General features: G+C 59.8%; 24 protein-coding genes and 1 pseudogene. 12 read left to right on the top strand and 13 right to left on the bottom strand.

What is annotated here, in order from left to right:
* Nucleotides 1–3: 3 nt before the first annotated feature.
* Entirely contained in the window at nucleotides 4–867 is an 864-nt protein-coding gene (locus tag HNR03_RS13215; RefSeq protein ID WP_090177998.1) for a YicC/YloC family endoribonuclease, read from the bottom strand.
* Between the two features lie 281 nt (nucleotides 868–1,148).
* Between HNR03_RS13215 and rph the strand changes: the two genes are divergently transcribed.
* Together rph and HNR03_RS13205 are read left to right on the top strand one after the other, a co-directional pair.
* Complete coding sequence (gene rph, locus HNR03_RS13210) at nucleotides 1,149–1,871, top strand: ribonuclease PH (RefSeq protein WP_010465211.1); 723 nt, start codon at nucleotides 1,149–1,151, stop codon at nucleotides 1,869–1,871.
* Nucleotides 1,872–1,898: 27 nt separating this feature from the next.
* Complete coding sequence (locus HNR03_RS13205) at nucleotides 1,899–2,267, top strand: DUF4870 domain-containing protein (protein WP_090178001.1); 369 nt, start codon at nucleotides 1,899–1,901, stop codon at nucleotides 2,265–2,267.
* 175 nt (nucleotides 2,268–2,442) lie between these two features.
* On the opposite strand, the gene HNR03_RS13200 is transcribed toward HNR03_RS13205, so the two are convergent.
* A complete protein-coding gene (locus tag HNR03_RS13200) occupies nucleotides 2,443–3,222 on the bottom strand; it encodes an exodeoxyribonuclease III (protein ID WP_259154034.1) in 780 nt (259 codons plus the stop codon).
* A gap of 82 nt (nucleotides 3,223–3,304) precedes the next feature.
* On the opposite strand from HNR03_RS13200, the gene pyrE reads away from it, so the two are divergent.
* Entirely contained in the window at nucleotides 3,305–3,949 is a 645-nt protein-coding gene (gene pyrE, locus HNR03_RS13195) for an orotate phosphoribosyltransferase (protein WP_090178008.1), read from the top strand.
* 54 nt (nucleotides 3,950–4,003) lie between these two features.
* Here pyrE and HNR03_RS13190 read toward each other — a convergent pair whose 3' ends face one another.
* The 5 genes and pseudogenes from HNR03_RS13190 to coaBC all read right to left on the bottom strand — a co-directional run bounded on the left by HNR03_RS13190 (nucleotide 4,004) and on the right by coaBC (nucleotide 8,658).
* Entirely contained in the window at nucleotides 4,004–4,207 is a 204-nt protein-coding gene (locus tag HNR03_RS13190) for a zinc ribbon-containing protein (protein ID WP_259154033.1), read from the bottom strand.
* Between the two features lie 189 nt (nucleotides 4,208–4,396).
* Nucleotides 4,397–5,302 carry an acetylglutamate kinase gene (gene argB, locus HNR03_RS13185; RefSeq protein WP_003229488.1) on the bottom strand — a complete coding sequence of 302 codons (906 nt, stop codon included), beginning with the start codon at nucleotides 5,300–5,302 and terminating at the stop codon, nucleotides 4,397–4,399.
* Between the two features lie 25 nt (nucleotides 5,303–5,327).
* A pseudogene (locus HNR03_RS13180) lies at nucleotides 5,328–6,701 on the bottom strand (phosphomannomutase/phosphoglucomutase); the annotation flags it as partial.
* A 287-nt stretch (nucleotides 6,702–6,988) separates the two neighbouring features.
* Nucleotides 6,989–7,444: a dUTP diphosphatase gene (gene dut, locus HNR03_RS13175; RefSeq protein WP_059403885.1), complete on the bottom strand. Its 456-nt coding sequence runs from the start codon at nucleotides 7,442–7,444 to the stop codon at nucleotides 6,989–6,991.
* Nucleotides 7,445–7,449: 5 nt separating this feature from the next.
* Entirely contained in the window at nucleotides 7,450–8,658 is a 1,209-nt protein-coding gene (gene coaBC, locus HNR03_RS13170) for a bifunctional phosphopantothenoylcysteine decarboxylase/phosphopantothenate--cysteine ligase CoaBC (RefSeq protein ID WP_090178016.1), read from the bottom strand.
* 136 nt (nucleotides 8,659–8,794) lie between these two features.
* Between coaBC and radC the strand changes: the two genes are divergently transcribed.
* A complete protein-coding gene (radC, locus tag HNR03_RS13165) occupies nucleotides 8,795–9,469 on the top strand; it encodes a DNA repair protein RadC (protein ID WP_090178019.1) in 675 nt (224 codons plus the stop codon).
* 135 nt (nucleotides 9,470–9,604) lie between these two features.
* On the opposite strand, the gene HNR03_RS13160 is transcribed toward radC, so the two are convergent.
* Entirely contained in the window at nucleotides 9,605–11,191 is a 1,587-nt protein-coding gene (locus tag HNR03_RS13160) for an ABC transporter substrate-binding protein (RefSeq protein ID WP_259154032.1), read from the bottom strand.
* Between the two features lie 447 nt (nucleotides 11,192–11,638).
* On the opposite strand from HNR03_RS13160, the gene rpmB reads away from it, so the two are divergent.
* Both rpmB and rpmG read left to right on the top strand, forming a co-directional pair.
* A complete protein-coding gene (rpmB, locus tag HNR03_RS13155) occupies nucleotides 11,639–11,872 on the top strand; it encodes a 50S ribosomal protein L28 (RefSeq protein WP_003176907.1) in 234 nt (77 codons plus the stop codon).
* 11 nt (nucleotides 11,873–11,883) lie between these two features.
* Nucleotides 11,884–12,039, top strand: a complete 156-nt coding sequence (rpmG, locus tag HNR03_RS13150) for a 50S ribosomal protein L33 (RefSeq protein ID WP_007894709.1) — start codon at nucleotides 11,884–11,886, stop codon at nucleotides 12,037–12,039.
* Nucleotides 12,040–12,226: 187 nt separating this feature from the next.
* Here the strand turns inward: rpmG and HNR03_RS13145 are convergent, their stop codons facing one another.
* Nucleotides 12,227–12,589, bottom strand: coding sequence for a cupin domain-containing protein (locus tag HNR03_RS13145; RefSeq protein ID WP_259154030.1), 363 nt, complete (start codon nucleotides 12,587–12,589; stop codon nucleotides 12,227–12,229).
* Between the two features lie 237 nt (nucleotides 12,590–12,826).
* On the opposite strand from HNR03_RS13145, the gene HNR03_RS13140 reads away from it, so the two are divergent.
* Both HNR03_RS13140 and HNR03_RS13135 read left to right on the top strand, forming a co-directional pair.
* Nucleotides 12,827–14,320 (top strand): aldehyde dehydrogenase, encoded by a 1,494-nt coding sequence (locus tag HNR03_RS13140; RefSeq protein ID WP_084317776.1) that lies wholly within the window; start codon nucleotides 12,827–12,829, stop codon nucleotides 14,318–14,320.
* Nucleotides 14,321–14,496: 176 nt separating this feature from the next.
* Nucleotides 14,497–15,642, top strand: a complete 1,146-nt coding sequence (locus HNR03_RS13135; RefSeq protein ID WP_259154029.1) for an MFS transporter — start codon at nucleotides 14,497–14,499, stop codon at nucleotides 15,640–15,642.
* Nucleotides 15,643–15,671: 29 nt separating this feature from the next.
* Here HNR03_RS13135 and HNR03_RS13130 read toward each other — a convergent pair whose 3' ends face one another.
* Both HNR03_RS13130 and HNR03_RS13125 read right to left on the bottom strand, forming a co-directional pair.
* A complete protein-coding gene (locus tag HNR03_RS13130; protein WP_259154028.1) occupies nucleotides 15,672–17,240 on the bottom strand; it encodes a phospholipase D family protein in 1,569 nt (522 codons plus the stop codon).
* A gap of 72 nt (nucleotides 17,241–17,312) precedes the next feature.
* Entirely contained in the window at nucleotides 17,313–18,734 is a 1,422-nt protein-coding gene (locus HNR03_RS13125; RefSeq protein WP_222589018.1) for a PLP-dependent aminotransferase family protein, read from the bottom strand.
* A gap of 179 nt (nucleotides 18,735–18,913) precedes the next feature.
* On the opposite strand from HNR03_RS13125, the gene HNR03_RS13120 reads away from it, so the two are divergent.
* Nucleotides 18,914–19,159, top strand: coding sequence for a DUF1127 domain-containing protein (locus tag HNR03_RS13120; protein WP_259154025.1), 246 nt, complete (start codon nucleotides 18,914–18,916; stop codon nucleotides 19,157–19,159).
* 112 nt (nucleotides 19,160–19,271) lie between these two features.
* On the opposite strand, the gene HNR03_RS13115 is transcribed toward HNR03_RS13120, so the two are convergent.
* Complete coding sequence (locus tag HNR03_RS13115) at nucleotides 19,272–20,585, bottom strand: FAD-binding oxidoreductase (protein ID WP_259154024.1); 1,314 nt, start codon at nucleotides 20,583–20,585, stop codon at nucleotides 19,272–19,274.
* Between the two features lie 147 nt (nucleotides 20,586–20,732).
* On the opposite strand from HNR03_RS13115, the gene HNR03_RS13110 reads away from it, so the two are divergent.
* The gene (locus HNR03_RS13110) at nucleotides 20,733–21,086 is read left to right on the top strand and encodes a YkgJ family cysteine cluster protein (protein ID WP_064680422.1); all 354 of its coding nucleotides are present in this window, start codon (nucleotides 20,733–20,735) and stop codon (nucleotides 21,084–21,086) included.
* A 136-nt stretch (nucleotides 21,087–21,222) separates the two neighbouring features.
* Here HNR03_RS13110 and HNR03_RS13105 read toward each other — a convergent pair whose 3' ends face one another.
* Complete coding sequence (locus tag HNR03_RS13105) at nucleotides 21,223–21,711, bottom strand: Lrp/AsnC ligand binding domain-containing protein (RefSeq protein WP_003177284.1); 489 nt, start codon at nucleotides 21,709–21,711, stop codon at nucleotides 21,223–21,225.
* A gap of 157 nt (nucleotides 21,712–21,868) precedes the next feature.
* Here HNR03_RS13105 and dadA point away from each other — a divergent pair, with 157 nt between their 5' ends.
* Nucleotides 21,869–23,173 carry a D-amino acid dehydrogenase gene (gene dadA, locus HNR03_RS13100; RefSeq protein WP_259154022.1) on the top strand — a complete coding sequence of 435 codons (1,305 nt, stop codon included), beginning with the start codon at nucleotides 21,869–21,871 and terminating at the stop codon, nucleotides 23,171–23,173.
* Nucleotides 23,145–23,498, top strand: coding sequence for a RidA family protein (locus HNR03_RS13095; protein ID WP_090178046.1), 354 nt, complete (start codon nucleotides 23,145–23,147; stop codon nucleotides 23,496–23,498). The genes dadA and HNR03_RS13095 overlap by 29 nt, the downstream gene beginning before the upstream one ends.
* Nucleotides 23,499–23,567 lie beyond the last annotated feature (69 nt).

Raw genomic sequence — 23,567 nt, 5'->3', positions numbered from 1 at the left:
GCCTTACTCAATATTCTGCACTTGTTCGCGCATCTGCTCGATCAACACTTTGAGGTTGACCGCCGCCTGTGTGCTGCGCGGGTCGAAGGCTTTGGAGCCCAGTGTGTTGGCTTCGCGGTTGAGTTCCTGCATCAGGAAGTCCAGGCGCCGACCGGCAGCGCCACCGGACTTGAGCACCCGGCGAACTTCGATGATGTGAGTGCTCAGGCGATCCAGTTCTTCGGCGACGTCGCTCTTTTGCGCGAGCATGACCATTTCCTGTTCGAGCCGCTGCGGGTCCATCTCGGCCTTCATGTCGGCAAAGCGGTCGAGGACTTTCTGGCGTTGGGTCGCGAGCATTTGCGGCACCAGTTCACGCAAGGTGACAACGTCTGCTTCGATGGCGGTCAACCGATCGCTGATCAGCCGCGCCAGCTCCGCGCCTTCGCGCTCGCGGCCGGCCTTGAGTTCTTTCAAGCCTTCGTTGAACAGTGCCAGTGCCTCGGCGTTCAAGGCTTGCGGGTCTGTCGCATCGCCTACCAGCACGCCAGGCCAGGCCAGGACTTCCAGTGGATTGAGCGCGGCCGGGTTCTTGATCAGGCTGGCGATCGTCTCGGCGGCGGCGACCAATTGGGCGGCGCGCTCGCGGTCCACTTGCAGTGGCTTGTCAGTGTTTTCTTCGGTAAAGCGCAGGGTGCATTCGAGTTTGCCTCGGGATATGCCCTGGCGCAGCGCTTCGCGTACGGCGCCCTCGAGGTCGCGAAACGACTCCGGCAGACGCAAGTGCGGCTCCAGGTAGCGACTGTTGACCGAGCGCAGTTCCCAGCTCAGCGTGCCTTGGGCGCCGGCTTTTTCGACACGGGCGAAGGCGGTCATGCTGTGCACCATGGAGGTACCTCGCAATGCAGGTTCATGCGTTACCAAAGGTTTCGCAGACCCGATCTAAATGAATTTAAGCCCAGAGGCAGCAATGGCGCAGGATTGTAGCGCAGTGGGGCGGATGCGCCCAAACACACGGCGTGACAAAGGGCTGCAGGCCGTCGGTAAAGCGGTGTCCCAAGCTCTGATCAGGGCCTTCAATCGTCGGGCAGATTTTTTAGACGTGCCCAGTCTCGGCCGGCGGCTCTATAATGCTCGGCAGTTTTCCGTCCCCAGTACAGGTATTCCCTATGAAACGTCCAAGTGGTCGCGCTGCCGATCAGCTCCGCTCGATCCGCATTACCCGCAACTACACCAAACACGCCGAGGGTTCTGTGCTGGTCGAGTTCGGTGATACCAAAGTCATCTGCACCGTCAGCGTTGAAAATGGCGTGCCGCGTTTCCTCAAAGGTCAGGGCCAGGGCTGGTTGACCGCCGAATACGGCATGCTGCCGCGCGCCACCGGCGAGCGTAACCAGCGTGAGGCGAGCCGCGGCAAGCAAGGCGGCCGCACCCTGGAAATCCAGCGTCTGATCGGTCGTTCCCTGCGCGCCTCCCTGGACATGTCCAAGCTGGGCGACGTCACCCTGTACGTCGACTGCGACGTGATCCAGGCAGATGGCGGCACCCGCACTGCGTCCATCACCGGCGCCATGGTTGCGCTGGTCGATGCCTTGAAAGTGATCAAGAAGCGTGGCGGCCTGAAAGGTGGCGACCCGCTCAAGCAAATGATCGCTGCTGTTTCGGTTGGCATGTACCAGGGCGAACCGGTCCTCGACCTCGACTATCTGGAAGACTCGGCTGCCGAGACCGACCTGAACGTGGTGATGACCAGCACCGGCGGCTTCATCGAAGTCCAGGGCACAGCTGAAGGCGCACCGTTCCAGCCCGAAGAGCTGAACGCTATGCTGGAGCTGGCGAAGAAAGGCATGACCGAGATCTTCGAACTGCAAAAGGCCGCACTGGCCGACTGATCGGATGTTCCACGCAAGGAGGACACCATGAGTGACGAGCAGCAGCTACTTCCCATCCCGAGCAAAGACGTTCGGCAGTGGGCGATGTTTTGTCACCTGTCCGCCTTGCTGGGGATCTGGATTCCATTCGGCACATTGATCGGCCCGCTGATTCTCTGGCAGATGAAGCGCGAGATGGACCCGTTTGTCGATGCACAGGGCAAGGAGGCGCTGAACTTTCAGATCACCGTCGCCATTGCCTCCGCCATCTGCTTCCTGCTGATGGTGGTGATCATCGGGTTCTTCCTGTTCGGTCTGGTGGCGATTGGCGCGTTGGTGCTGACGATCATCGCGGGCGTGAAAGCCAATGAAGGGGTTCCGTATCGGTATCCGTTCACCTGGCGGTTGATCAAATAAGCCACGACACAAATCCCTATGTGGGAGCGGGCTTGCTCGCGAAAGCGGTGGGTCAATCAACTTCAATGTTGAATGTTAAACCGCCTTCGCGAGCAAGCCCGCTCCCACAATAGAAATCAGCGCACACAAAAAAGCCGACACTGCTGTCGGCTTTTTTGTATCTGCGAAACGACGCTTAGATCGTCAGCGTCCAGTCGTAGTCCACGATCAGTGGTGCGTGCTGCGAGAACCGCGGCTGACGTGGCAGGCGTGCGCTGCGAACAAAACGGCGCAAGCCTGGGGTCAGCAGCTGATAGTCGAAACGCCAGCCGAGATTGAGCATCTCAGCCTGTTCGTTGTCCGGCCACCAGCTGTACTGGTCGCCTTCACGGCTGACTTCGCGCAGGGCATCGACATAACCCATGTTCCCGACAATCTCGTCCATCCAGGCACGTTCAGGTGCCAGGAAGCCCGGGGATTGCTGGCTGTCGCGCCAGTTCTTGATATCCAGCTTCTGGTGCGCGACGTACAGCGAGCCACAGTAAATGTACTCGCGACGTTTGCGCCGCTGTTTATCCAGATAACGGGCGAAGTCGTCCATTAGCTTGAACTTCTGGTTCAAATCTTCATCGCCATTCTGCCCCGAAGGGAGCAGCAAGGTCGCGATGCTGACCTTATCGAAATCGGCTTGCAGGTAGCGCCCGTAGCGGTCGGCCGTCTCGAACCCGAGACCGCTGATGACTGCCTTCGGTTGCAACCGCGAATACAAAGCCACGCCACCCTGGGCGGGAACTTCGGCTTCGCAGGCATAAAGGAAGTAGCCATCCAGTTGGAAGGCTGGATCGTCCAGTTCAAAGGCGGAGGCGCGGGTGTCCTGCAGGCAGATGACGTCGGCATTCTGTGCTTGCAGCCAACTGAGCAACCCTCGCTCCACTGCAGCCTGAATACCATTGACGTTCACACTGATGATCCGCATAAATGGCCCCAAAAATCGCGTGCGTGTATGATACACGGCGTCAACCTAATTAGCTAAATCCGTGGTATTTGGGGTTTTTTTCATGCAAGCGTATCAGCGCGATTTCATTCGTTTTGCCATCGATCGCGGCGTTTTGCGCTTCGGTGAGTTCACCCTGAAGTCCGGACGCACCAGTCCTTACTTCTTCAATGCCGGCCTGTTCAACACAGGCAAGGCCCTTGCGCAGCTGGGTCGTTTCTACGCGGCGGCCATCGTCGAGAGTGGAATCCCGTTCGACGTACTGTTTGGCCCGGCGTACAAAGGCATCCCGTTGGCGGCGACCACCGCAGTGGCCCTGGCCGAACATCACGACCGAGATTTGCCTTGGTGCTTCAACCGCAAAGAGGCCAAGGCCCACGGCGAAGGCGGCAGTCTGGTTGGCGCGCCATTGACCGGCGATGTGCTGATCATCGATGACGTGATTACTGCTGGTACGGCGATCCGTGAAGTGATGCAGATCATCGCTTCCCAGGACGGCGCCAAGGCGGCGGGCGTGCTGATCGCTTTGAACCGTCAAGAGCGTGGCAATGGCGAGCTGTCCGCGATCCAAGAAGTGGAGCGCGACTTCGGCATTCCGGTGATCAGCATTGTTTCGTTGAACCAGGTGCTGGAATTCCTGGCGGACGATCCTCAGCTCAAGCAGCATTTGCCTGCTGTAGAGGCCTACCGGGCACAGTTCGGCGTCTAAAGAAAAGGCCCTGTGAGAACAGGGCCTTTTTTCATTGGAAAACCAAACTTCGTTTTACCTGTTTGGATATGGGTCTTTCACCGCGTCGCCCTGACCGGTCAGAACTTTCCATCCGTTTCGCGTGTGCGTTGATTTAAGGCGCTGAGGGCAAGGCGGAATCGAGGTCTTTGCCTGATTCGAATACCGATGCCCGCAGTCCACACATTCAAAAGTGCCTGCTGAAACATCACTGCCGTAAGGAACGTAGTCTTTTTGCATGGGTAACTCTCCTGTGGATACAGGGAAGATCCTATGCGGATTGATGCTGGCACGATGTCGGATGTTTCGCTGAGTTAGGTAGGACGCTTCCGGCGCGCATAAAAAAGACCGCAGTCTTCGCCAGCGCCTACAGAATATTCGTACTTCCGTAGGTGCCGGCGAAGGCTGCGGTCTTTTGTCGTTCTTGAATCAGGGACGCTTGCGATTGCTGATCAAAGTACCCACACCGGTATCGGTGAAGATCTCCAGCAGAATCGCATTTGGCACCCGGCCATCGATGATCAGCGAGCTGCCCACGCCGCCCTGTACCGCTTCCAGTGCGCAACGGATCTTGGGCAGCATGCCGCCGTAGATCGTACCGTCGGCAATCAGGTCGTCGACTTGCTGGGTGCTCAGGCCGGTCAGGACCGTGCCCGACTTGTCCATCAGGCCGGCGATGTTGGTCAGCAGCATCAGCTTCTCGGCTTTCAGCGCTTCGGCGACCTTGCCGGCCACCAGGTCAGCATTGATGTTGTACGACTCGCCGTTCTCGCCGACGCCGATTGGCGCGATCACCGGGATGAAGTTGCCTTTGACCAGCAGGTTCAGTAGCTCGGTGTTGATCCCGACCACTTCGCCCACTTGGCCGATGTCGATGATTTCCGGTTGGGTCATCTCCGGGGTCTGGCGGGTGACGGTCAGTTTCTTCGCACGAATCAGCCCGGCGTCTTTACCGGTCAGGCCGATGGCGCTGCCGCCGTGACGGTTGATCAGATTGACGATGCTCTTGTTGACCTGGCCGCCGAGGACCATTTCCACCACATCCATGGTTGCTGCGTCGGTGACGCGCATGCCGTCGACGAAGTGGCTTTCGATCGACAGGCGCTTGAGCAGGTCGCCGATTTGCGGGCCGCCGCCATGAACCACCACCGGGTTGATGCCCACGGCTTTCATCAGCACGATGTCACGGGCGAAGCCGGTTTTCAGCTCCTCGCTTTCCATCGCGTTGCCGCCGTATTTGATCACCAGGGTCTTGCCGACATAGCGTCGGATGTAAGGCAACGCTTCGGACAGGACCTGGGCGGTATGGGCGGCGGCTTCGCGTTCGAGGGTCATTCAGGGCTCCGGGTGCTTCGTTAAATCAGAACGGTAATTGGAGATCAGGTGCAACACGCTTCAGCTGGACTTTGAATACGTCCTTGATGCGCTGCAGTTCAGCCTCGTCATCGGCCTCGAAACGCAGCACCAGCACCGGTGTGGTGTTGGATGCGCGTACCAGGCCCCAGCCTTTGGCGTAGTCGACTCGCACGCCGTCAATGGTGGTCAGGTCGGCGCCTTCGCCCCACTTCGCATCGTGCAATGCATCAATGATGCTGAATTTGCTCTCTTCGGTCACATGGATATTGATTTCCGGCGTAGAAATATCGTTCGGGAAGGTCGCAAACAGCTCTTCCGCGGTGGATTTTTCCTTGCTGAGGATCTCCAGCAGACGCGCGGCGCTGTAAATGCCGTCGTCAAAACCGAACCAGCGTTCCTTGAAGAAGATGTGCCCGCTCATTTCGCCGGCCAACAGGGCACCGGTTTGCTTCATTTTCTTTTTGATCAGCGAGTGACCAGTTTTCCACATCAGCGGACGGCCGCCGTATTCCTTGATCAGCGGTGTCAGGCGGCGGGTGCATTTGACGTCGAAGATGATTTCCGCGTTGGCGTTGCGCGCCAGTACGTCGCGGGCAAACAGCATCAGCAAGCGGTCCGGGTAGACGATGCTGCCAGTGTTGGTCACAACACCCACGCGGTCGCCGTCGCCATCGAACGCCAGGCCCAGGTCAGCGTTGGTTTCCTTGACCTTGGCGATCAGGTCGACGAGGTTTTCAGGCTTGCCCGGGTCCGGGTGGTGGTTGGGGAAGTTGCCGTCGACGTCGCAGAACAGCGGGATCACTTCGCAGTTCAGCGCTTCGATCAGTTGCGGGGCGATCACGCCGGCCGCGCCGTTGCCACAGTCGACCACCACTTTGAGGCGGCGAGCCAGCTTGATGTCCTGGACGATTTCGGTGTTGTAGCGATCGAGAATCTCGACCTGGGTGATGCTGCCCTTGCCGCTGCTCAGGTTGTTGGTCTTGAGACGGTCATGCAGGGCCTGGATCTGTTCGTTGGCCAGGGTATCGCCAGCGATCACGATCTTGAAGCCGTTGTAGTTCGACGGGTTATGGCTGCCGGTGAGCATCACCCCCGATTTGCCGGCCAGCACGTTGGCGGCGTAATACAGCGCAGGCGTTGGCACCAGGCCGACGTCGCTGACGTGACAACCACTGTCGGCCAGGCCCTTGATCAGTTGCTCGACCAGCTCCGGACCGGACAGGCGACCGTCGCGGCCGACTGAAACGTTCGGTTCGTCCTGGGCCAGACTCTGGGCACCAATGGCACGACCGAGCCAATAAGCGGTTTCAGCGTTCAAGAATTCCGGGACGGTGCCACGAATGTCGTAGGCGCGGAAGATGCTGTCCGGAAACTTGGGTGGGACTTGGGCTGGGTTGCTCATCTGTAGGAATGCTCCATCTCGAAAGTGACTGGACAGGCCTGCGAAAAATGCGTCGGCCGGCTCAAACTGAAGGGTATGACGGCGTTTTCCACTGAGAGTTCGTGGTGTGTAAAGGCCATGCCACCTGCGTTTACGAGGTAATGACCGGTCAATGCCTTGATTTTGGGCACTAAACCTTCCAGATGAACTTTGTGCGAATGTTGCCTTGGCAGACCGAAGACAAGGTTCAGGCCGGGCAGCGCGCCCAGCCTGAACACCTGGAATCAGTGGCTACCCGAATGCCCGAAACCGCCCGCACCACGTTCGGTTTCGACGAACTCTTCGACCATCTCGAAGTGTGCTTGAACCACCGGCACCAGCACCAGTTGGGCCAAACGCTCGCCCACCACCATGTTGAAATCGGTCTGGCCGCGGTTCCAGCACGACACCATCAGCGGGCCCTGGTAGTCGGAGTCGATCAAGCCGACCAGATTGCCCAGCACGATGCCGTGTTTATGGCCCAGGCCGGAGCGCGGCAGGATCAGCGCCGCCAAACCGGGATCGCCAATGTAAACGGACAGGCCGGTCGGGATCAGCACGGTTTCGCCCGGCTTGATCACGGTGTCTTTTTCCAGCATGGCGCGCAGGTCCAGGCCGGCGGAGCCTGGAGTGGCGTACTGCGGCAACGGGAATTCGGTACCGATGCGAGGGTCGAGGATCTTGGCTTGCAAAGCGTGCATGTAAATTAAACCTGGTTCAGACGTTCGGCGATAAAGGTGATCAGCTGGCGAGCAATCTTGCTCTTGCTGGTCTGGGCGAAGAGTGTGGCGTGAAGCTCACGGTCGATCACGCTGCAGGCGTTTTCTTCGCTGTTGAAGCCAATGCTCGGGTTGGCGACGTCGTTGGCGACGATCAAATCGAGGTTCTTGTCTTTCAACTTGCGGGCAGCGTAGTCGAGCAGGTGTTCGGTTTCGGCGGCGAAACCGACACTGAACGGACGGTCGGGGCGCGTGGCGATGGTGGCCAGGATGTCCGGGTTACGCACCATCTGTAGCAACAAGCCGTCGCCGTTCGTAGGGTCTTTCTTGAGCTTCTGTGGGGCGACGACTTCCGGGCGGTAGTCCGCGACTGCTGCCGAGGCGATGAACAGGTCGCAAGGGATCGCGGCTTCACAGGCAGCGAGCATGTCGCGAGCGCTGACCACGTCGATGCGGGTGACGCGGTCCGGGGTCGGCAGGTGCACGGGGCCGGTGATCAACGTCACACGGGCGCCGGCTTCCACCGCGGCTTCGGCCAGGGCAAAGCCCATTTTTCCGGAGCTGTGGTTGGTGATGTAGCGCACCGGGTCAATGTTTTCCTGGGTCGGGCCGGCGGTGATCAGCACGTGTTTGCCGGTCAATGCCTGACGCTTGAAGCAGTCCGCCGCGCATTGGGCAAGTTCGACGGCTTCGAGCATGCGGCCAAGACCCACGTCGCCACAGGCCTGGCTGCCGGAGGCTGGGCCGAAGGCTTTGATGTCGCGGCTCTCGAGGGTTTTCAGGTTGGCCTGGGTCGCCGGATCGCGCCACATGGCCTGGTTCATCGCCGGGGCAATGGCGACCACAGCGTCGGTGGCCAGCACCAGCGTGGTCAACAGGTCGTCGGCGATGCCTTGGGCCAGGCGGGCGATCAGGTCCGCGGTGGCAGGGGCGATTAGCACCATGTCGGCCCATTTGGCCAGCTCGATGTGGCCCATCGCGGCTTCAGCTGCCGGGTCCAGCAGGTCGAGGTGGACCGGGTGGCCGGACAGCGCCTGCATGGTCAACGGCGTGATGAACTCGCTGCCGCCACGGGTCATGACCACGCGCACTTCGGCGCCCTGGTCGATCAGGCGGCGAACCAGGTCGGCGCTCTTGTAGGCAGCGATGCCGCCGCCGACGCCCAGAACGATGCGTTTCCGATACAGCCGCTGCATAGGTCTGCCTTTCATTTCGATGGTTGCTGCATGGCGATACCCCCTCCCCAGGGATGAAATCGCCCGCAAAAAAGATGGGCTACGATATCACAGCGACCGCTATGGAACAGCGGCGCCCACATTCCAGGGAGGTGCTATGAGTATTCGTGATTGGCCGGCGGCCGAGCGGCCGCGGGAGAGGTTGCTTGAGCTGGGCTCGGGGAGCCTTTCGGACGCCGAGCTGTTGGCGATTTTTTTACGAACCGGTGTATCGGGTAAAAGCGCGGTGGATCTGGCGCGACACCTGTTGAATCAGTTTGGCAGCCTGCGCTCGTTACTCGAGGCCGATCAAGCTGCATTCAGTAGCCAGTTGGGGCTCGGGCCTGCGAAATTTGCTCAGCTGCAAGCGGCCCAGGAAATGGGCCGGCGGCATCTGGCCGAGCGCGCACGGCAAAAGTCGGCGCTGGAAAATCCACAGGCCGTTCGCGATTACCTGAAATCAATGCTGCGCCACGAGCCCCATGAGGTGTTCGGCTGTCTTTTTCTGGATTCCAGGCATCAAGTCCTGGCCTTTGAGGTGCTGTTTCGCGGCTCCATCGACAACACCAGTGTTTATCCGAGGCAAGTGGTCAAACGCACGCTGGCCCACAACGCCGCCGCGTTGATCCTTTGTCACAACCATCCGTCAGGTAATACCAACCCCAGTCAAGCCGACCGAACGCTGACCAAGCGCCTGCAAGAGGCATTGGAGCTGATTGATGTGCGGGTGCTTGACCATTTCATCATCGGGGACGGGGAGCCGCTGTCGATGGCTGAGTACGGGTGGATGTAGGAGGAGGGGAGGATTAATCGAGCCCTTGTGGGAGCGAGCCTGCTCGCGATGGCGTCGTGTCAGTCGATTGTTGAGTGACTGATACTCCGCAATCGCGAGCAGGCTCGCTCCCACAGGGATTTGTGTTGTGTCGGATTACTTGAGGTTGACCTTGGAGTAATCCTGACGGCCAAACGGGCTCACCGAGTAACCCTCGACATCCTTGCGCGTCAGCGCGAAGGCCGTCGGGTGAGCCAGCGGCAGCCACAGTGCCTGCTGCTGGATCTGCGCCTGGGCCTGTTCGTAGAGCTTGGTGCGCACACCTTGTTCGCCGGTGGTCTTGCCAGCGCTGATCAGCTTGTCCAGGTCCGGGCTGCAGTAGCGCGCGAAGTTGGTGCCGGACTTGACCGCGGCGCAGGAAAACTGCGGTGTGAGGAAGTTGTCAGGGTCTCCGTTATCGCCGGCCCAGCCCATGAACAGCAGGTCGTGCTCACCCGCCTTGGCGCGGCGAATCAGCTCGCCCCATTCGATCACGCGGATCTCAGCCTGAATGCCGATTTCCGCGAGGTCGGACTGCAGCAATTGGGCGCCCAGGCTCGGGTTCGGATTCAGCAGGCTGCCCGACGGGCGGGTCCAGATGGTGGTCTGGAAGCCGTCCTTGAGTCCGGCCTTGGCCATCAATGCCTTGGCTTTCTCGACATCATGGGGATAGCCCGGCAAGCCTTTGGCGTAGCTCCAGGTGTTGGGCGGGTACGGGCCATTGGCGGGCTCGGCGGTGTCTTCGAAAACGGCTTTGACGTAGTTGGCCTTGTCGAATGCGAGGTTGATGGCCTGGCGCACTTCAGGTTTATCCAGCGGCGGATGTTGGCTGTTGATGCCGACGAACGCGGTCATGAAGGCGTCAGTCTTTTCGACTTTCAACGTCGGCTCTTTCAGCGCGGCCTGTACGTCCAGAGGCTTGGGTGACAAGGCGATCTGGCATTCATTGCGGCGCAGTTTCTGCAGCCGCACGTTGGCATCCGGGGTAATGGCGAAGATCAGCGGGTCCACCGAAGGCTTGCCGCGGAAGTAGTCCGGGTTGGCCTTGTAGCGAATCGAAGCGTCTTTCTGGAACCGCGTGAACACGAACGGACCACTGCCGATCGGCTGGCTGTTAAATTTTTCCGGGGTGCCGGCCTTGAGCAGCTTGTCGGCGTATTCAGCTGAATAGATCGAAGCGAAGCCCATGCTCAGGGTCGCGAGGAAGGTCGAGTCCGGGTGGTCGAGGGTGAAGCGTATGGTCAGCGGGTCAAGTGCATCGATCTTCTTGATCAGCGCCGGCAACTGCATCGACTGGGCGTGCGGGTAACCGCTTTGAGCCACTTTGTGCCAAGGATGCGCCGGGTCGAGCATGCGGTCGAAACTGAACTTCACGTCTTCGGCGGTCAGCTCACGCGTCGGGCTGAAATATTCAGTGCGGTGAAATTTCACCTGCGGGTGCAGTTTGAACACGTAGGTCAGCCCATCGGGCGAGACTTCCCAGCTGTCTGCGAGGCTGGCGACCACTTTGCCGCTGGCGGTATCGAAGTCCACCAGGCGATCCATCAGCACATCGGCCGAGGCGTTGGTGGTGGTCAGCGAGTTGTATTGCACCACGTCAAACCCTTCAGGGCTGGCCTCGGTGCAGACGGTCAGGGCGGCGGCATGGGCCAGCGGGCTCAATAGAAGCGGGGCAAGCAGCAGCGGTAGGGCAGCGAGGCGCATGGTCGGATTCCTTTACAGATCGAAGGCCCATCTGCAAGTGCAGTCTGGAAAAGGCTTACCCTAGAGGGCTCTTTTGCAAATGACTATCCCCTTTTTCATTTTAAGGGGAGTATGTGCGATTGTTTTCGGTGCGCGCGGACCGAGGAAAACCCTGGATTGGCCTGTTGGCCGATTCTCTGCGACGAGCGGTCTTTATCGACGATAGCCTTTATTCAAGGCGCTTGGAGCCAGAAAAATCGGGTTTTCATAAAGTCTGTGCACACGGAAAGTTGTTGCTCTCCAGTCTTTCTGGTATAAAGCAGCGCTCTTTTCTAGGGGCCCGGTTCCTTCACTTGTAGGTGTAGCCGGTAAGACCTCTAAAGAAACGCGGCGCCTGGCGCCAAATGACTGAGAGATTAAGCGGCCAACCCATGCCGGGTTGGGCATGTGGTTTTAGAGGGCTGAGGCATGTCGAGAGTATGTCAAGTTACCGGTAAGGGTCCGGTGACTGGGAATAACATTTCCCACGCAAACAACAAAACCCGTCGTCGTTTCCTGCCGAACCTGCAGCATCACCGCTTCTGGGTTGAAGAAGAGAAACGTTTCGTGCGTCTGCGCGTATCTGCCAAAGGCATGCGTATCATCGACAAGCGCGGCATCACTGTCGTGCTGGCCGAAATCCGCGCCGCTGGCAAGATCTAAGGGAGCTAATCATGCGTGAATTGATTCGTTTGATTTCGAGCGCCGGTACTGGTCACTTCTACACTACCGACAAGAACAAGCGCACTACTCCGGACAAAATCGAGATCAAGAAATTTGATCCGGTTGTTCGTAAGCACGTGATCTACAAAGAAGGCAAAATCAAGTAATTGATTTTTCCCTCTTACAAAAAAGGCCCGTATCGCGAGATACGGGCCTTTTTTGTTGCCTGAATTTTGTCGTGCTGGTCAGGGCCTCATCGCGAGCAAGCTCGCTCCCACAGGTTTTATGATCGACACCGATCCCCTGTGGGAGCGAGCTTGCTCGCGATGGGGCCGGCCAGGGCAACGCAAATCCTCAGGCTTTCTGCTCAAACGCGACATAGATCTTGCGGCACGTTTCCAGCACTTCCCAGGTGCCCCGGAACCCGGCCGGAATCACGAAGCGATCACCCGCGCGCACGGTTTTGCTGTTGCCGTCATTGTCGCGCAGCACTGAGACGCCCTGAACGATCTCGCAGTATTCGTGCTCGGTGAAATTCACCAGCCACTGGCCAACCGCACCTTCCCAAACACCCGCGTTCAACTGGCCGCAAGGGCTGTTGTAGTGGTTGTAGACCACTTGTTCCGGGTCGCCTTTGAGGATTTTCGCCTGGTCCGGTTTATAGCGTTCGGGCTCGGTTTTGGCTTGGCTGAAGTCGACGACATCCTGGATATTCATTGTTCTAATCCCCCGTGATTGCGGCGCTATGGCTGGAAAGCCCAAAGTCTATGTTTATTAAAATGAACATCGCAAGGCCGTTTGCCGGCCTTATGTCAAATATATTGAAACATGAGGGGTGGCTGGTTTAGGGTGGCGGTTGCCTTGGGCCGAAAATGCAGGCTGGCCGGGCAGAATTCCTGAGGACGCCCGCGAAGAGCGCGGGGCGCTCGTATTCAACAAGAGGAGGACACTCGAATGACCACCCTGACTCGTGCCGATTGGGAACAACGTGCTCGCGATCTGAAGATCGAAGGCCGTGCCTATATCAATGGCGAATACACCGATGCCGTCTCCAGCGAGACCTTCGAGTGCATCAGCCCGGTCGATGGCCGTCTGCTGGGCAAGATTGCCAGCTGTGACGCCGCCGACGCCCAGCGCGCTGTTGAAAACGCCCGCGCCACCTTCAATTCCGGCGTCTGGTCGCGCCTGGCGCCGACCAAACGCAAAGCCACCATGATCCGTTTCGCCGGCCTGCTGAAACAGCACGCCGAAGAGCTGGCCCTGCTTGAAACCCTGGACATGGGCAAGCCGATCAGCGACTCCCTGTACATCGACGTTCCCGGCGCGGCGCAAGCCCTGAGCTGGAGCGGTGAAGCCATCGACAAGATTTACGACGAAGTCGCCGCCACCCCGCACGATCAGTTGGGTCTGGTGACTCGCGAACCGGTCGGCGTGGTTGGCGCCATCGTGCCTTGGAACTTCCCGCTGATGATGGCTTGCTGGAAACTCGGCCCGGCGCTGTCCACCGGCAACTCGGTAATCCTCAAGCCATCCGAAAAATCGCCGCTGACGGCTATTCGCATCGCGGCCCTGGCCGTTGAAGCCGGCATCCCGAAAGGCGTGCTGAACGTGCTGCCGGGATACGGTCACACCGTCGGCAAGGCCCTGGCCCTGCACAACGATGTCGACACCCTGGTGTTCACCGGTTCGACCAAGATCGCCAAGCAACTGCTGATCTACTCCGGCGAATCAAACATGAAGCGCGTCTGGCTTGAAGCCGGCGGCAAGAGCCCGAACATCGTGTTCGCCGATGCCCCGGACCTGCAAGCCGCAGCCGAAGCGGCCGCAGGCGCCATTGCCTTCAACCAGGGCGAAGTCTGCACCGCCGGTTCGCGTCTGCTGGTCGAGCGTTCGATCAAGGACACTTTCCTGCCGCTGGTGATCGAAGCGCTGAAAACCTGGAAGCCAGGCAATCCGCTGGACCCGGCGACCAACGTCGGCGCTCTGGTCGATACCCAGCAGATGAACACCGTGCTGTCCTACATTGAGTCCGGCCATGCCGACGGTGCCAAGCTGGTGGCGGGCGGCAAGCGCACGCTTCAGGAAACCGGCGGCACTTACGTTGAACCGACGATTTTCGACGGTGTGAGCAACGCGATGAAAATCGCCCAGGAAGAGATTTTTGGTCCGGTACTGTCGGTGATCGCATTCGATACGGCCGAAGAAGCCATAGCGATTGCCAACGACACGCCGTATGGCCTGGCCGCAGCGGTGTGGACCAAGGACATCTCCAAGGCTCACCTGACCGCGCGGGCGCTGCGTGCTGGTAGCGTTTGGGTCAACCAGTACGACGGTGGCGACATGACTGCTCCGTTCGGTGGCTTCAAACAGTCCGGTAACGGCCGTGACAAGTCGCTGCACGCGTTCGACAAGTACACCGAGCTGAAGGCGACCTGGATCAAGTTGTAAATTTGTAGCAGGCCCCGCGGGGCCAAGCACAACGAAGATCCCCTGTGGGAGCGAGCTTGCTCGCGATAGCGGTCTGACAGTCGACGTCAATGTTGAATGTGAAACTGCAATCGCGAGCAGGCTCGCTCCCACATTGTTTTGTGTTGTACATAAAAATATCCACAGGAGCGTGGAACATGCGTTGGGCGACTTATTTCGCCGTGTTGGCGTCTGTCTTGAGTGTCGGCCTGGCCTTGGGTGTCAGCATGCCGCTGGTGTCGTTTCGCCTGGAAAGCTGGGGCTACGGTTCATTTGCCATCGGTGTGATGGCGGCGATGCCGGCCATTGGCGTGTTGCTGGGCGCGAAGATTTCCAGCCATCTGGCGGCGCGTCTGGGCACGGCCAATCTGATGCGTATGTGCCTGTGGGGCGGGGCGTTGTCCATCGGTTTGCTGGCGCTGTTACCGAGCTATCCGATCTGGTTGCTGTTGCGGTTGATGATCGGGGTGATCCTGACGCTGGTCTTTATCCTCGGTGAAAGCTGGATCAATCAACTGGTGGTCGAGCAATGGCGCGGGCGGCTGGTGGCGTTGTACGGCAGCAGTTATGCGTTGAGCCAGTTGGCCGGGCCATTGCTGCTCGGCGTGTTGGGCACGGATCACGATTACGGATTCTGGGTCGGCGTCGGCTTGCTCACGGCCGCGCCGCTCCTGTTGCTGGGTCGCAGCGGCGCCCCCACCAGCGAAGCCTGCAGTGTGACTTTCAGCGACTTGTTGGGCTTCTGCCGTGGCTTGCCGGCGATTGCCTGGGCGGTGTCGTTGTTCGCGGCGTTTGAAGCGATGATCCTGACCTTGTTACCGGTCTACTGCCTGCGCCAGGGCTTCAGCACGGACATCGCACTGGCGATGGTCAGCACTGTGGTGGTTGGCGATGCCTTGCTGCAATTGCCGATTGGCGCGCTGGCGGATCGCTTGTCCCGTCGCACGCTGTTCACCGGGTGCGCCGTGGTGTTGCTGGTATCGAGCCTGGCGATTCCGCTGCTCATCGATACGTTGCTGATCTGGCCGCTGTGGGTGCTGTTTGGTGCCAGTGCTGGCGGCTTGTTTACCTTGTCACTGATCCTGATCGGCGAGCGTTATCGCGACGATGCGCTGGTCCGCGCCAATGCCCATATCGCGCAGCTATGGGGGATTGGTTGTCTGGTCGGACCGTTGGCGGCGGGGGCGGGCAGCCAGTGGATCAGCGGGCATGCATTGCCGTTGCTGATGGCGGCGGGTGCATTGGGCCTGGTGATTCTGTTGTCGCGACAAGGCGCGTTTGGCGCGGTGACTGAACCGGCTTGAAGCTGACCTTCAGTCAGCCAATCGCCCTGTCAGAGCATCCGCTCCAGGCCTACGGTCGTGCTCATCCAAGATTCGAACCGCCGCCACCAGCTGCCCGGTTCGGTGGTCAGGGTGTGCAGCTTGCCGTTGTCTTCGGTGACCCAGACCACCTTGCCGTTTTCCAGTTTCGCCTGATAACTCAGGGGTGGCGCCATGCCTTGCATCGCCAGTTCGCGAACACGCGCTGCCAGCTCGGGGCTGTCCACCAACACGCCGACCTCGGTGTTCCACAGCACCGAGCGCGGGTCGAAATTGAACGAACCGACAAAGGACTTCTGCTGGTCGAAGATCATCGCCTTGCTGTGCAGGCTGGAATCGGAGCCACGGTAGGCCTTGCTGTGAAACACATGCGGACCGCTGCCTCCACCCGCACCCGGCTGGCGCCGCAGTTCGAACAACTGCACGCCGTGTTCCAGCAACGCCTTGCGATACGGTGCATAACCGCCGTGCACAGCCGGCACGTCAGTGGCTTCCAGCGAGTTGGTCAGCAGCTTCACCGACACCCCGGCATCTGCGCGGCCTGTCAGGTACACCAGCCCCGGCTGTCCGGGGACGAAGTACGCCGAGATCATGATCAGCTCTTTACTGACACCTTTAAGCTCGGGCGCCAACTGCGTGGTCAGCAGCAAATGCGGATCAGGTTCGCCCTTTGCCAATACCTTGCTCGGCGCGTCCCATAGCGCCTGGTTCCAGGCCCAGATCAGCTCCCGGCGCCAAATGTCCAGGCGCGGATGGGTGGTGAACCTCATGAGTTGCTTATAGAGCGCGTGATTCTGTTTACGGGTTTCTTGCAGTGACTCTTCCAGCTGCGTGCGGGTGTTTGCCAGGTCCGTTGCGGTGGGCCTGCTTGAGAGAAACTCGTCGATCGGCTTGCTCAGCGCGCTGTTCCAGTATTGGTCGAAACTGTGCCCGAGCTGTTCAGCGACCGGCCCGACGCTGAGCATGTCGATGTCGGTGAAGTTCAGATTGGGTTCGGCATCGAAATACTCATCCCCCAGATTGCGTCCGCCCACAATGGCCACACTGTTGTCCGCCAGCCACAGTTTGTTGTGCATGCGTCGGTGCTGCTGCGAGAGATTGAGCACCCGTCCGGCGGTGCGCGTCACGCCAGTGCTGCGACCAAGGTTCAGCGGGTTGAACAGACGAATCTGGATGTTCGGATGCGCCGCCAGTGTCGCGATGATCCGGTCGAGGCCATCGCTGGTGGTGTCATCGAGCAGGATCCGCACTCGTACGCCACGGTCGGCAGCCTTCAGCAACTCCTCAATCAGCATCCGCGTGCTGATGCCGTCATGAACGATGTAGTACTGCAAATCGAGGCTGCTTCGAGCGTTGCGTATCAACTCGGCGCGGGCGGTGAAGGCTTCGGTGCTGTTGGACAACAGGCGAAAGCCGGACTGCCCTTGATGAGGTGCGGCCTGGGCCTGGATCGAGCGGCCGAATGCCGAGTCGCTGGCGGGCAACGCCTGGCTCGGTTCGCGAGGAACGTCGAGGGTCGCGCAGCCACCAAGAAACGAGGTGAGTAGCAGAAGAGCGGGCAGTGGCTGTCTGAATCTCACGTGAGATCGTTCCGAGTGGCGGCAGTTATCGGGATATGGACGCTGGTTTTGCGAGAAAGGTCAGTCTGGCGTTCAGTCGTTTTGCGCCAGTAGCTTGATGGCGGCTGCGCCGACCTTGCGCACCGCGTCTTCGATCTGCGGTGTGGGCTTGGCAGCGTAGTTCATGCGCAGGCAATTGCGGTATTTGCCTGAGGCGGAAAAGATACTGCCGACGGCAATCTGTACGCCTTGATCGTGCAGGGCACGATTCAGTTTCAGGGTGTCGAAGCTTTCCGGCAGTTCAACCCACAGCATGAAGCTGCCTTGCGGACGGCTGGCGCGGGTGCCGGCGGGGAAGTAGCGGGTGACCCAGTCAATCATCAGGTCTCGATTGCGCTGGTATTGCGTGCGCATCCGCCGCAAATGCGGTTCGAAATGCCCGGCCTTGAGAAATTCGGCGATAGCGATCTGCGGCTGCGGCGCGGTCGAACCGGTGCTGATGTATTTCATGTGCAGCACCCGCTCCAGGTATCGGCCGGGTGCAACCCAGCCAATGCGCAAGCCCGGCGCCAGCGTCTTGGAAAAAGAGCTGCAGAGCAGGACGCGGCCGTCCTCGTCGAAGGATTTGATCGTGCGCGGGCGTGGGTAGCTGTAGGAGAGTTCGCCATACACATCGTCTTCGATGATCGCCACGTCGAAACGCTGTGCGAGCGTCAACAACGCACGTTTTCGCGACTCCGGCATGATGTAGCCCAGCGGGTTGTTGCAGTTTGGGGTCAACTGTATGGCCTTGATCGGCCATTGTTCCAGGGCCAGTTCGAGCGCATCGAGGCTGATCCCGGTAATCGGGTCGGTCGGGATTTCCAGCGCCTTCATGCCCAGGCCCTTGAGGGTCTGCATGGCGCCGTGAAAGCTCGGCGAGTCCACCGCCACGATGTCGCCGGGCTCGCAAATGGAGCGAATGCTGGTGGACAGCGCTTCGTGGCAACCCGTGGTAATCACCAGATCGCTGGCAGTCAATTGGCAACCGGAATCGAGCAGCAGGCGGGCGATCTGCTCGCGCAGTTCGAGGGTGCCGTAGATGTTGTCGTAATACAGGCCGGGCATGTCCTGGCGGCGACTGATTCGCGCAAGGTTGCGCAGCAGCGGTTTCATGGTCGGCGTGGTGATGTCCGGCATGCCCCGGCCCAATTGCACAACATCCTTGCGCGGCACGGCGCGGATCAGCTCCAGCACCTGATCCCATTGCGAAATATCCACCGGGCGCTGGGCCGGGCGGCCAATCGCCGGCAACTCGGGTAATTCGCGACCTACCGGCACGAAATAGCCGGACTTGGGTTTGGGCGTCGCCAGCCCGCTGTCTTCCAGCATGCGATAGGCCTGCTGGACCGTGCTCAGGCTGACGCCATGTTCAACACTCAATGCCCGGACCGAGGGCAGCCGGTCACCGGGGCGATAGAAGCCCTGTTCGATACGCGTGCCGAGCAATTCGGCGAGGTTGACGTAAAGGGTCATGGCGCAGTCTCGGTTTGGGTGATTCGGTTAACCAGTACAGATGGGGCAAAAATACAGGATTCAGTGGCAGAAGCACCTAATCTGTATGGAGTTAATACAGTTGTGTTGAATCTGTAATGCTTTTCGCCGTCCGCGCATCATGAAAGCTCTGGCTACCCAAGTAAACAGGAGCAATCAAAATGAACGGCTTGAGCGATGTGCGGCTGACGTTACACAGTCAGGAACTTGCGGCAGGGCAACACAACGGCGCGCGCGAGGCGGTCATGCGCAACGCACCGTCCGGCCTGAGTCGCTGGGGTCTGTTCTGGCATCGCCTGCACACGCGCAAGACGTTGCTTGAGCTGACGCCGGACCAACTCAGGGATGTCGGGTTGAGTCGCGAGCAGGCGCGGGAGGAAGGCTTGAAGCCCTTCTGGCGGATCTAGTAATGATCGTTCCCACGCTCCGCGTGGGAATGCCGCCTCGGACGCTCCGCGTCCGCTGTGACGCAGAGCGTCACGGGATGCATTCCCACGCAGGAGCGTGGGAACGATCAGGTCAGACCAACTCTTTAAGCCGATGCCACAACATCCCCAGCGCCAACAACGGCGAACGCAAATGCTTGCCCCCGGGGAAGGTGACATGGGGAACCCGGGCGAACAGATCAAACCCGCCGCTCTGCTGCCCACTGATCGCTTCAGCCAACAACTTGCCCGCCAAGTGCGTGGCATTTACCCCATGGCCCGAATATGCCTGGGCGTAATACACATTCGGCTGATCCTTGAGCCGGCCGATCTGCGGCAATCGATTCGCGCCAATGCCGATCATCCCGCCCCATTGATAGTCGATCTTCACCTGGGCCAATTGCGGGAAAACTTCCAGCATCTTCGGGCGCATGTAGGCACCGATGTCTTTCGGGTCGCGGCCCGAATAGTGGCAAGCGCCACCGAACAACAAACGCCGATCCGCCGAAAGCCGGTAGTAATCCAGCGCCACTCGCTGATCGCAGACCGCCATGTTCTGTGGCAGCAGCGAGTGCGCCAGTTCCTCACTCAATGGCTCGGTGGCAATGATGTAGCTACCGGCGGGCAGCACCTTGCCGCTGAGTTCGGGATTGAGTTCATTGAGGTAGGCATTGCAGCCCAGCACCAATGTTTTCGCGCGGACCGAGCCTTGGGCGGTATGGACCTTGACCTCGGGGCCGTAATCGATGCGGGTCACGGCCGATTGTTCGAACAGTTTCACCCCCAACTGCTGCGCGGCTGCCGCTTCACCCAGCGCCAGGTTCAGCGGGTGCAGATGGCCGGAGCCCATGTCGATCAAGCCGCCGACGTAGCGGTCGGACCCCACCACCGAGTGCATTTCATTGGCTTGCAACAGACGGGTCTCGTAGCAGTAACCGAGGCTGCGCAGTTCTTCGGCGTCTTCGGCAAAACCTTCAAGATCGCGAGGCTTGTTCGCCAGATCGCAGTAGCCCCAGGTCAGGTCGCAGGGGATCTGAAAACGCGCGACGCGCTGGCGGACGATCTCCACCGCCTCCAGGCCCATGAGTTTCATCTGGCGCACGCCGTCGGCACCGATGACGTTAGTGAACTGATCGAGCCCGTGACCGACGCCGCGAATCAACTGCCCGCCATTGCGTCCGCTGGCGCCCCAGCCAATCTTGTGCGCTTCCAGCAGCACCACGCTGAATCCGCGTTCGGCCAGCTCCAGCGCCGTGTTCAGCCCCGAAAATCCGCCGCCGACCACGCACACATCGGCCACCTGCTCTCCTTGCAACACCGGATGATCGGGTTGCGGCAGGCTGCTGGCCGCGTAATAAGAGGCAGCGTGCCGGTGGCTTGGAGCAGGTTGCTGGGCACGGGCATTCATGTGCGTCTTCCTGATTCTTGTGTCGAGAAAATTTGACGGAGCATAAGCCGGACCTTCCGGCACGGGCAACATTGGTCAGTTGCTGCTGTCTGGATCGGGGCTTTTGCGTCAGAATCCCGGTCTATCCCGCCATTGGTTAGCGCTTCGATGAGTTGCAACAGTCAGAAAATTCGCACGCTGCGTCAGCAGATTCCCTCGTTCGAGTGCGTGCCCGGCTGTCATGACTGCTGTGGCCCGGTAACCACTTCACCGGAAGAAATGTCGCGCCTGCCGCGCAAGACCCGGGCCGAGCAGGATGCGGCGATGGATGAACTCAATTGCGTGCACCTGGGGCCCGACGGCTGCACGGTGTATGACGAGCGTCCGCTGATTTGCCGGCTGTTCGGCACCACAAAGACCTTGCCGTGCCCCAATGGGCGGGGGCCGGTGGAGCTGATTCATCCGCGGGTGGAGAAGCAGATTCATGAGTACATGGCGTCTACCCGACAGGTCCTCGTCTGAGGGAAGACCGAGGTTTGATCGTTCCCACGCTCCGCGTGGGAATGCCTCTTCGGACGCTCTGCGTTCGGCTCTGGATGGGACGCAGAGCGTCCCGGGCTGCATTCCCACGCAGAGCGTGGGAACGATCTCTGTGGGCTCAATCCGGAATCGGCAAGCTAAGGCTCTCTTTCACCTCTTCCATCACGATATAGCTTTTGGATTCGCGCACATGCGGCAGCTTGAGCAGAATGTCGCCCAGCAGCTTGCGGTACGAGGCCATCTCGGAAATCCGCGCCTTCACCAGATAGTCGAAATCCCCTGACACCAAGTGACATTCCAGCACATGGGGCAGTTTGAGCACCGCGCGGCGAAACTCCTCGAAAGTATCGCCCGACTTGTAATCCAGACTGATCTCGACGAACACCAGGAGACTGCCCTTGAGGTGCTGCGGATTGAGCCGGGCGTTGTAGCCCATGATGATCCCTTCACGCTCCAGTCGCCGCACCCGCTCGGTACATGGCGTGGTCGAGAGCCCGACCTTTTCCCCAAGCTCGGTGAAGGAGATGCGGCCGTCCGCTTGCAGGATCCGCAGGATGTTGCGGTCGATCTTGTCCAGCTCACGTTTGGTTTGAGTGTTGGTACGCATAGGGGATGCGCCTCCGTGAAAAGGGTTTTTGCCGAGAATTCTCGCCAAATATAGGCAGTTATATAGTGAAATGCACTGCCTAATCTTTTTTACACTGCGCACATCAATGCTCTACAACTACGAACGTCAGCGGCAAGCCGCGATGAGGGATATGAAAATGCGCGTTATGGTCTTGGGTAGCGGCGTCATCGGTACCACCAGTGCTTATTATCTGGCCCGTGCCGGGTTCGAAGTGGTGGTGGTGGACCGTCAGCCAGCCGCTGCCATGGAGACCAGTTTCGCCAACGCCGGGCAGGTCTCGCCGGGTTATGCCTCACCGTGGGCTGCGCCGGGCGTGCCGCTCAAGGCCATCAAGTGGCTGCTGCAGCGCCACGCACCGCTGGCGATCAAGGCCACTGCCGACATCGATCAATACCTGTGGATGGCGCAAATGCTGCGTAACTGCACCGCCAACCGTTATGCGGTGAACAAGGAGCGCATGGTCCGTCTGTCCGAGTACAGCCGTGACTGCCTCGACGAATTGCGCGCCGAAACCGGCATTGCCTATGAAGGCCGCAGCCTTGGGACGACCCAGCTGTTCCGTACTCAGGCCCAGCTCGATGGCGCGGCGAAAGACATCTCCGTGCTGAAAGAGTCCGGCGTACCGTTCGAACTGCTCGACCGCGCCGGCATTGCCCGCGTTGAGCCGGCACTGGCCAGCGTTACCGACATCCTCGCCGGTGCCCTGCGTCTGCCGAACGATCAGACGGGCGACTGCCAGATGTTCACCACTCGCCTGGCCGAAATGGCCGTCAAAATGGGCGTGGAATTCCGTTTCGGCCAGGATATCCAGAAACTCGATTTCGCCGGTGACCGCATCAACGGCGTGTGGATCGACGGCAAGCTGGAAACCGCTGATCGCTACGTGCTGGCCCTCGGCAGCTACTCGCCGCAATTGCTCAAGCCACTGGGGATCAAGGCACCAGTTTATCCGCTCAAGGGTTACTCGCTGACCGTGCCGATCACCAACCCGGCGATGGCCCCGACGTCGACCATTCTCGACGAGACCTACAAGGTCGCGATCACCCGTTTCGACAACCGCATCCGCGTCGGCGGCATGGCTGAAATCGCCGGTTTTGACCTGTCGCTGAACCCGCGTCGGCGCGAAACCCTGGAGATGATCGTCAACGACCTCTATCCTCAGGGCGGCGATCTGGCCCAGGCCAGTTTCTGGACCGGTCTGCGCCCGACTACCCCGGATGGCACGCCAATCGTTGGCGCCACACCGTTCAAGAATCTGTTCCTGAACACCGGTCACGGCACACTCGGCTGGACCATGGCTTGTGGCTCCGGTCGCTTGCTGGCTGACCTGATGGCGAAGAAAACGCCGCAGATCAGCGCCGAAGGCCTCGATATTTCCCGTTACGGTAAGAAAACCCAGGAGTCCGCAAAACATGTCAATCCAGCGCCAGCTCACCAATGAGCGCATGAGCCAGATCGTCAACCATAACGGTACCGTGTATCTGGCAGGGCAAGTCGGCGACGATATGAGCGCCGGGATTGAACAGCAGACCCGTGAAACCCTCGCCAACATCGAGCGCTTGCTGGATCTGGCCGGGACCGACAAGAACCACTTGCTGTCGGTGACGATTTACCTGAAGGACATTGATGCGCACTTCGAAGGCATGAATGCGGTGTGGGACAAGTGGCTGCCAAAAGGCGTCGCTCCGGCCCGCGCCACCGTTGAGTCGAAGCTGTGTGAACCCGAGATCCTGGTTGAGCTGTCGGTTGTCGCCGCTCTGCCATAAGCCTGCAAGAAAGATCCCTCTTCCGGTGCTGGTGGCGGTTCACGCCGCCAGCCAGCGCCGGTTTTTTAT

It is taken from the genome of Pseudomonas sp. JAI111, assembly GCF_024809425.1.
In the GTDB taxonomy this organism is placed as follows: domain Bacteria; phylum Pseudomonadota; class Gammaproteobacteria; order Pseudomonadales; family Pseudomonadaceae; genus Aquipseudomonas.
This window is presented reverse-complemented; position numbering and strand designations above follow the sequence as displayed.

Excerpts from the sequence above, each read along its gene's own strand:
- HNR03_RS13215 (WP_090177998.1), bottom strand. The coding sequence starts at position 867 with ATGGTGCACAGCATGACCGCCTTCGCCCGTGTCGAAAAAGCCGGCGCC.
- HNR03_RS13205 (WP_090178001.1), top strand. The coding sequence starts at position 1,899 with ATGAGTGACGAGCAGCAGCTACTTCCCATCCCGAGCAAAGACGTTCGG.
- rpmB (WP_003176907.1), top strand. The coding sequence starts at position 11,639 with ATGTCGAGAGTATGTCAAGTTACCGGTAAGGGTCCGGTGACTGGGAAT.
- HNR03_RS13120 (WP_259154025.1), top strand. The coding sequence starts at position 18,914 with ATGAACGGCTTGAGCGATGTGCGGCTGACGTTACACAGTCAGGAACTT.
- radC (WP_090178019.1), top strand. The coding sequence starts at position 8,795 with ATGAGTATTCGTGATTGGCCGGCGGCCGAGCGGCCGCGGGAGAGGTTG.
- HNR03_RS13190 (WP_259154033.1), bottom strand. The coding sequence starts at position 4,207 with ATGCAAAAAGACTACGTTCCTTACGGCAGTGATGTTTCAGCAGGCACT.
- HNR03_RS13135 (WP_259154029.1), top strand. The coding sequence starts at position 14,497 with ATGCGTTGGGCGACTTATTTCGCCGTGTTGGCGTCTGTCTTGAGTGTC.
- argB (WP_003229488.1), bottom strand. The coding sequence starts at position 5,302 with ATGACCCTCGAACGCGAAGCCGCCGCCCATACCGCCCAGGTCCTGTCC.
- HNR03_RS13125 (WP_222589018.1), bottom strand. The coding sequence starts at position 18,734 with ATGACCCTTTACGTCAACCTCGCCGAATTGCTCGGCACGCGTATCGAA.
- HNR03_RS13105 (WP_003177284.1), bottom strand. The coding sequence starts at position 21,711 with ATGCGTACCAACACTCAAACCAAACGTGAGCTGGACAAGATCGACCGC.
- pyrE (WP_090178008.1), top strand. The coding sequence starts at position 3,305 with ATGCAAGCGTATCAGCGCGATTTCATTCGTTTTGCCATCGATCGCGGC.
- coaBC (WP_090178016.1), bottom strand. The coding sequence starts at position 8,658 with ATGCAGCGGCTGTATCGGAAACGCATCGTTCTGGGCGTCGGCGGCGGC.
- rpmG (WP_007894709.1), top strand. The coding sequence starts at position 11,884 with ATGCGTGAATTGATTCGTTTGATTTCGAGCGCCGGTACTGGTCACTTC.
- HNR03_RS13200 (WP_259154034.1), bottom strand. The coding sequence starts at position 3,222 with ATGCGGATCATCAGTGTGAACGTCAATGGTATTCAGGCTGCAGTGGAG.
- HNR03_RS13110 (WP_064680422.1), top strand. The coding sequence starts at position 20,733 with ATGAGTTGCAACAGTCAGAAAATTCGCACGCTGCGTCAGCAGATTCCC.
- dadA (WP_259154022.1), top strand. The coding sequence starts at position 21,869 with ATGCGCGTTATGGTCTTGGGTAGCGGCGTCATCGGTACCACCAGTGCT.
- rph (WP_010465211.1), top strand. The coding sequence starts at position 1,149 with ATGAAACGTCCAAGTGGTCGCGCTGCCGATCAGCTCCGCTCGATCCGC.
- dut (WP_059403885.1), bottom strand. The coding sequence starts at position 7,444 with ATGCACGCTTTGCAAGCCAAGATCCTCGACCCTCGCATCGGTACCGAA.
- HNR03_RS13140 (WP_084317776.1), top strand. The coding sequence starts at position 12,827 with ATGACCACCCTGACTCGTGCCGATTGGGAACAACGTGCTCGCGATCTG.
- HNR03_RS13145 (WP_259154030.1), bottom strand. The coding sequence starts at position 12,589 with ATGAATATCCAGGATGTCGTCGACTTCAGCCAAGCCAAAACCGAGCCC.
- HNR03_RS13095 (WP_090178046.1), top strand. The coding sequence starts at position 23,145 with ATGTCAATCCAGCGCCAGCTCACCAATGAGCGCATGAGCCAGATCGTC.
- HNR03_RS13115 (WP_259154024.1), bottom strand. The coding sequence starts at position 20,585 with ATGAATGCCCGTGCCCAGCAACCTGCTCCAAGCCACCGGCACGCTGCC.
- HNR03_RS13160 (WP_259154032.1), bottom strand. The coding sequence starts at position 11,191 with ATGCGCCTCGCTGCCCTACCGCTGCTGCTTGCCCCGCTTCTATTGAGC.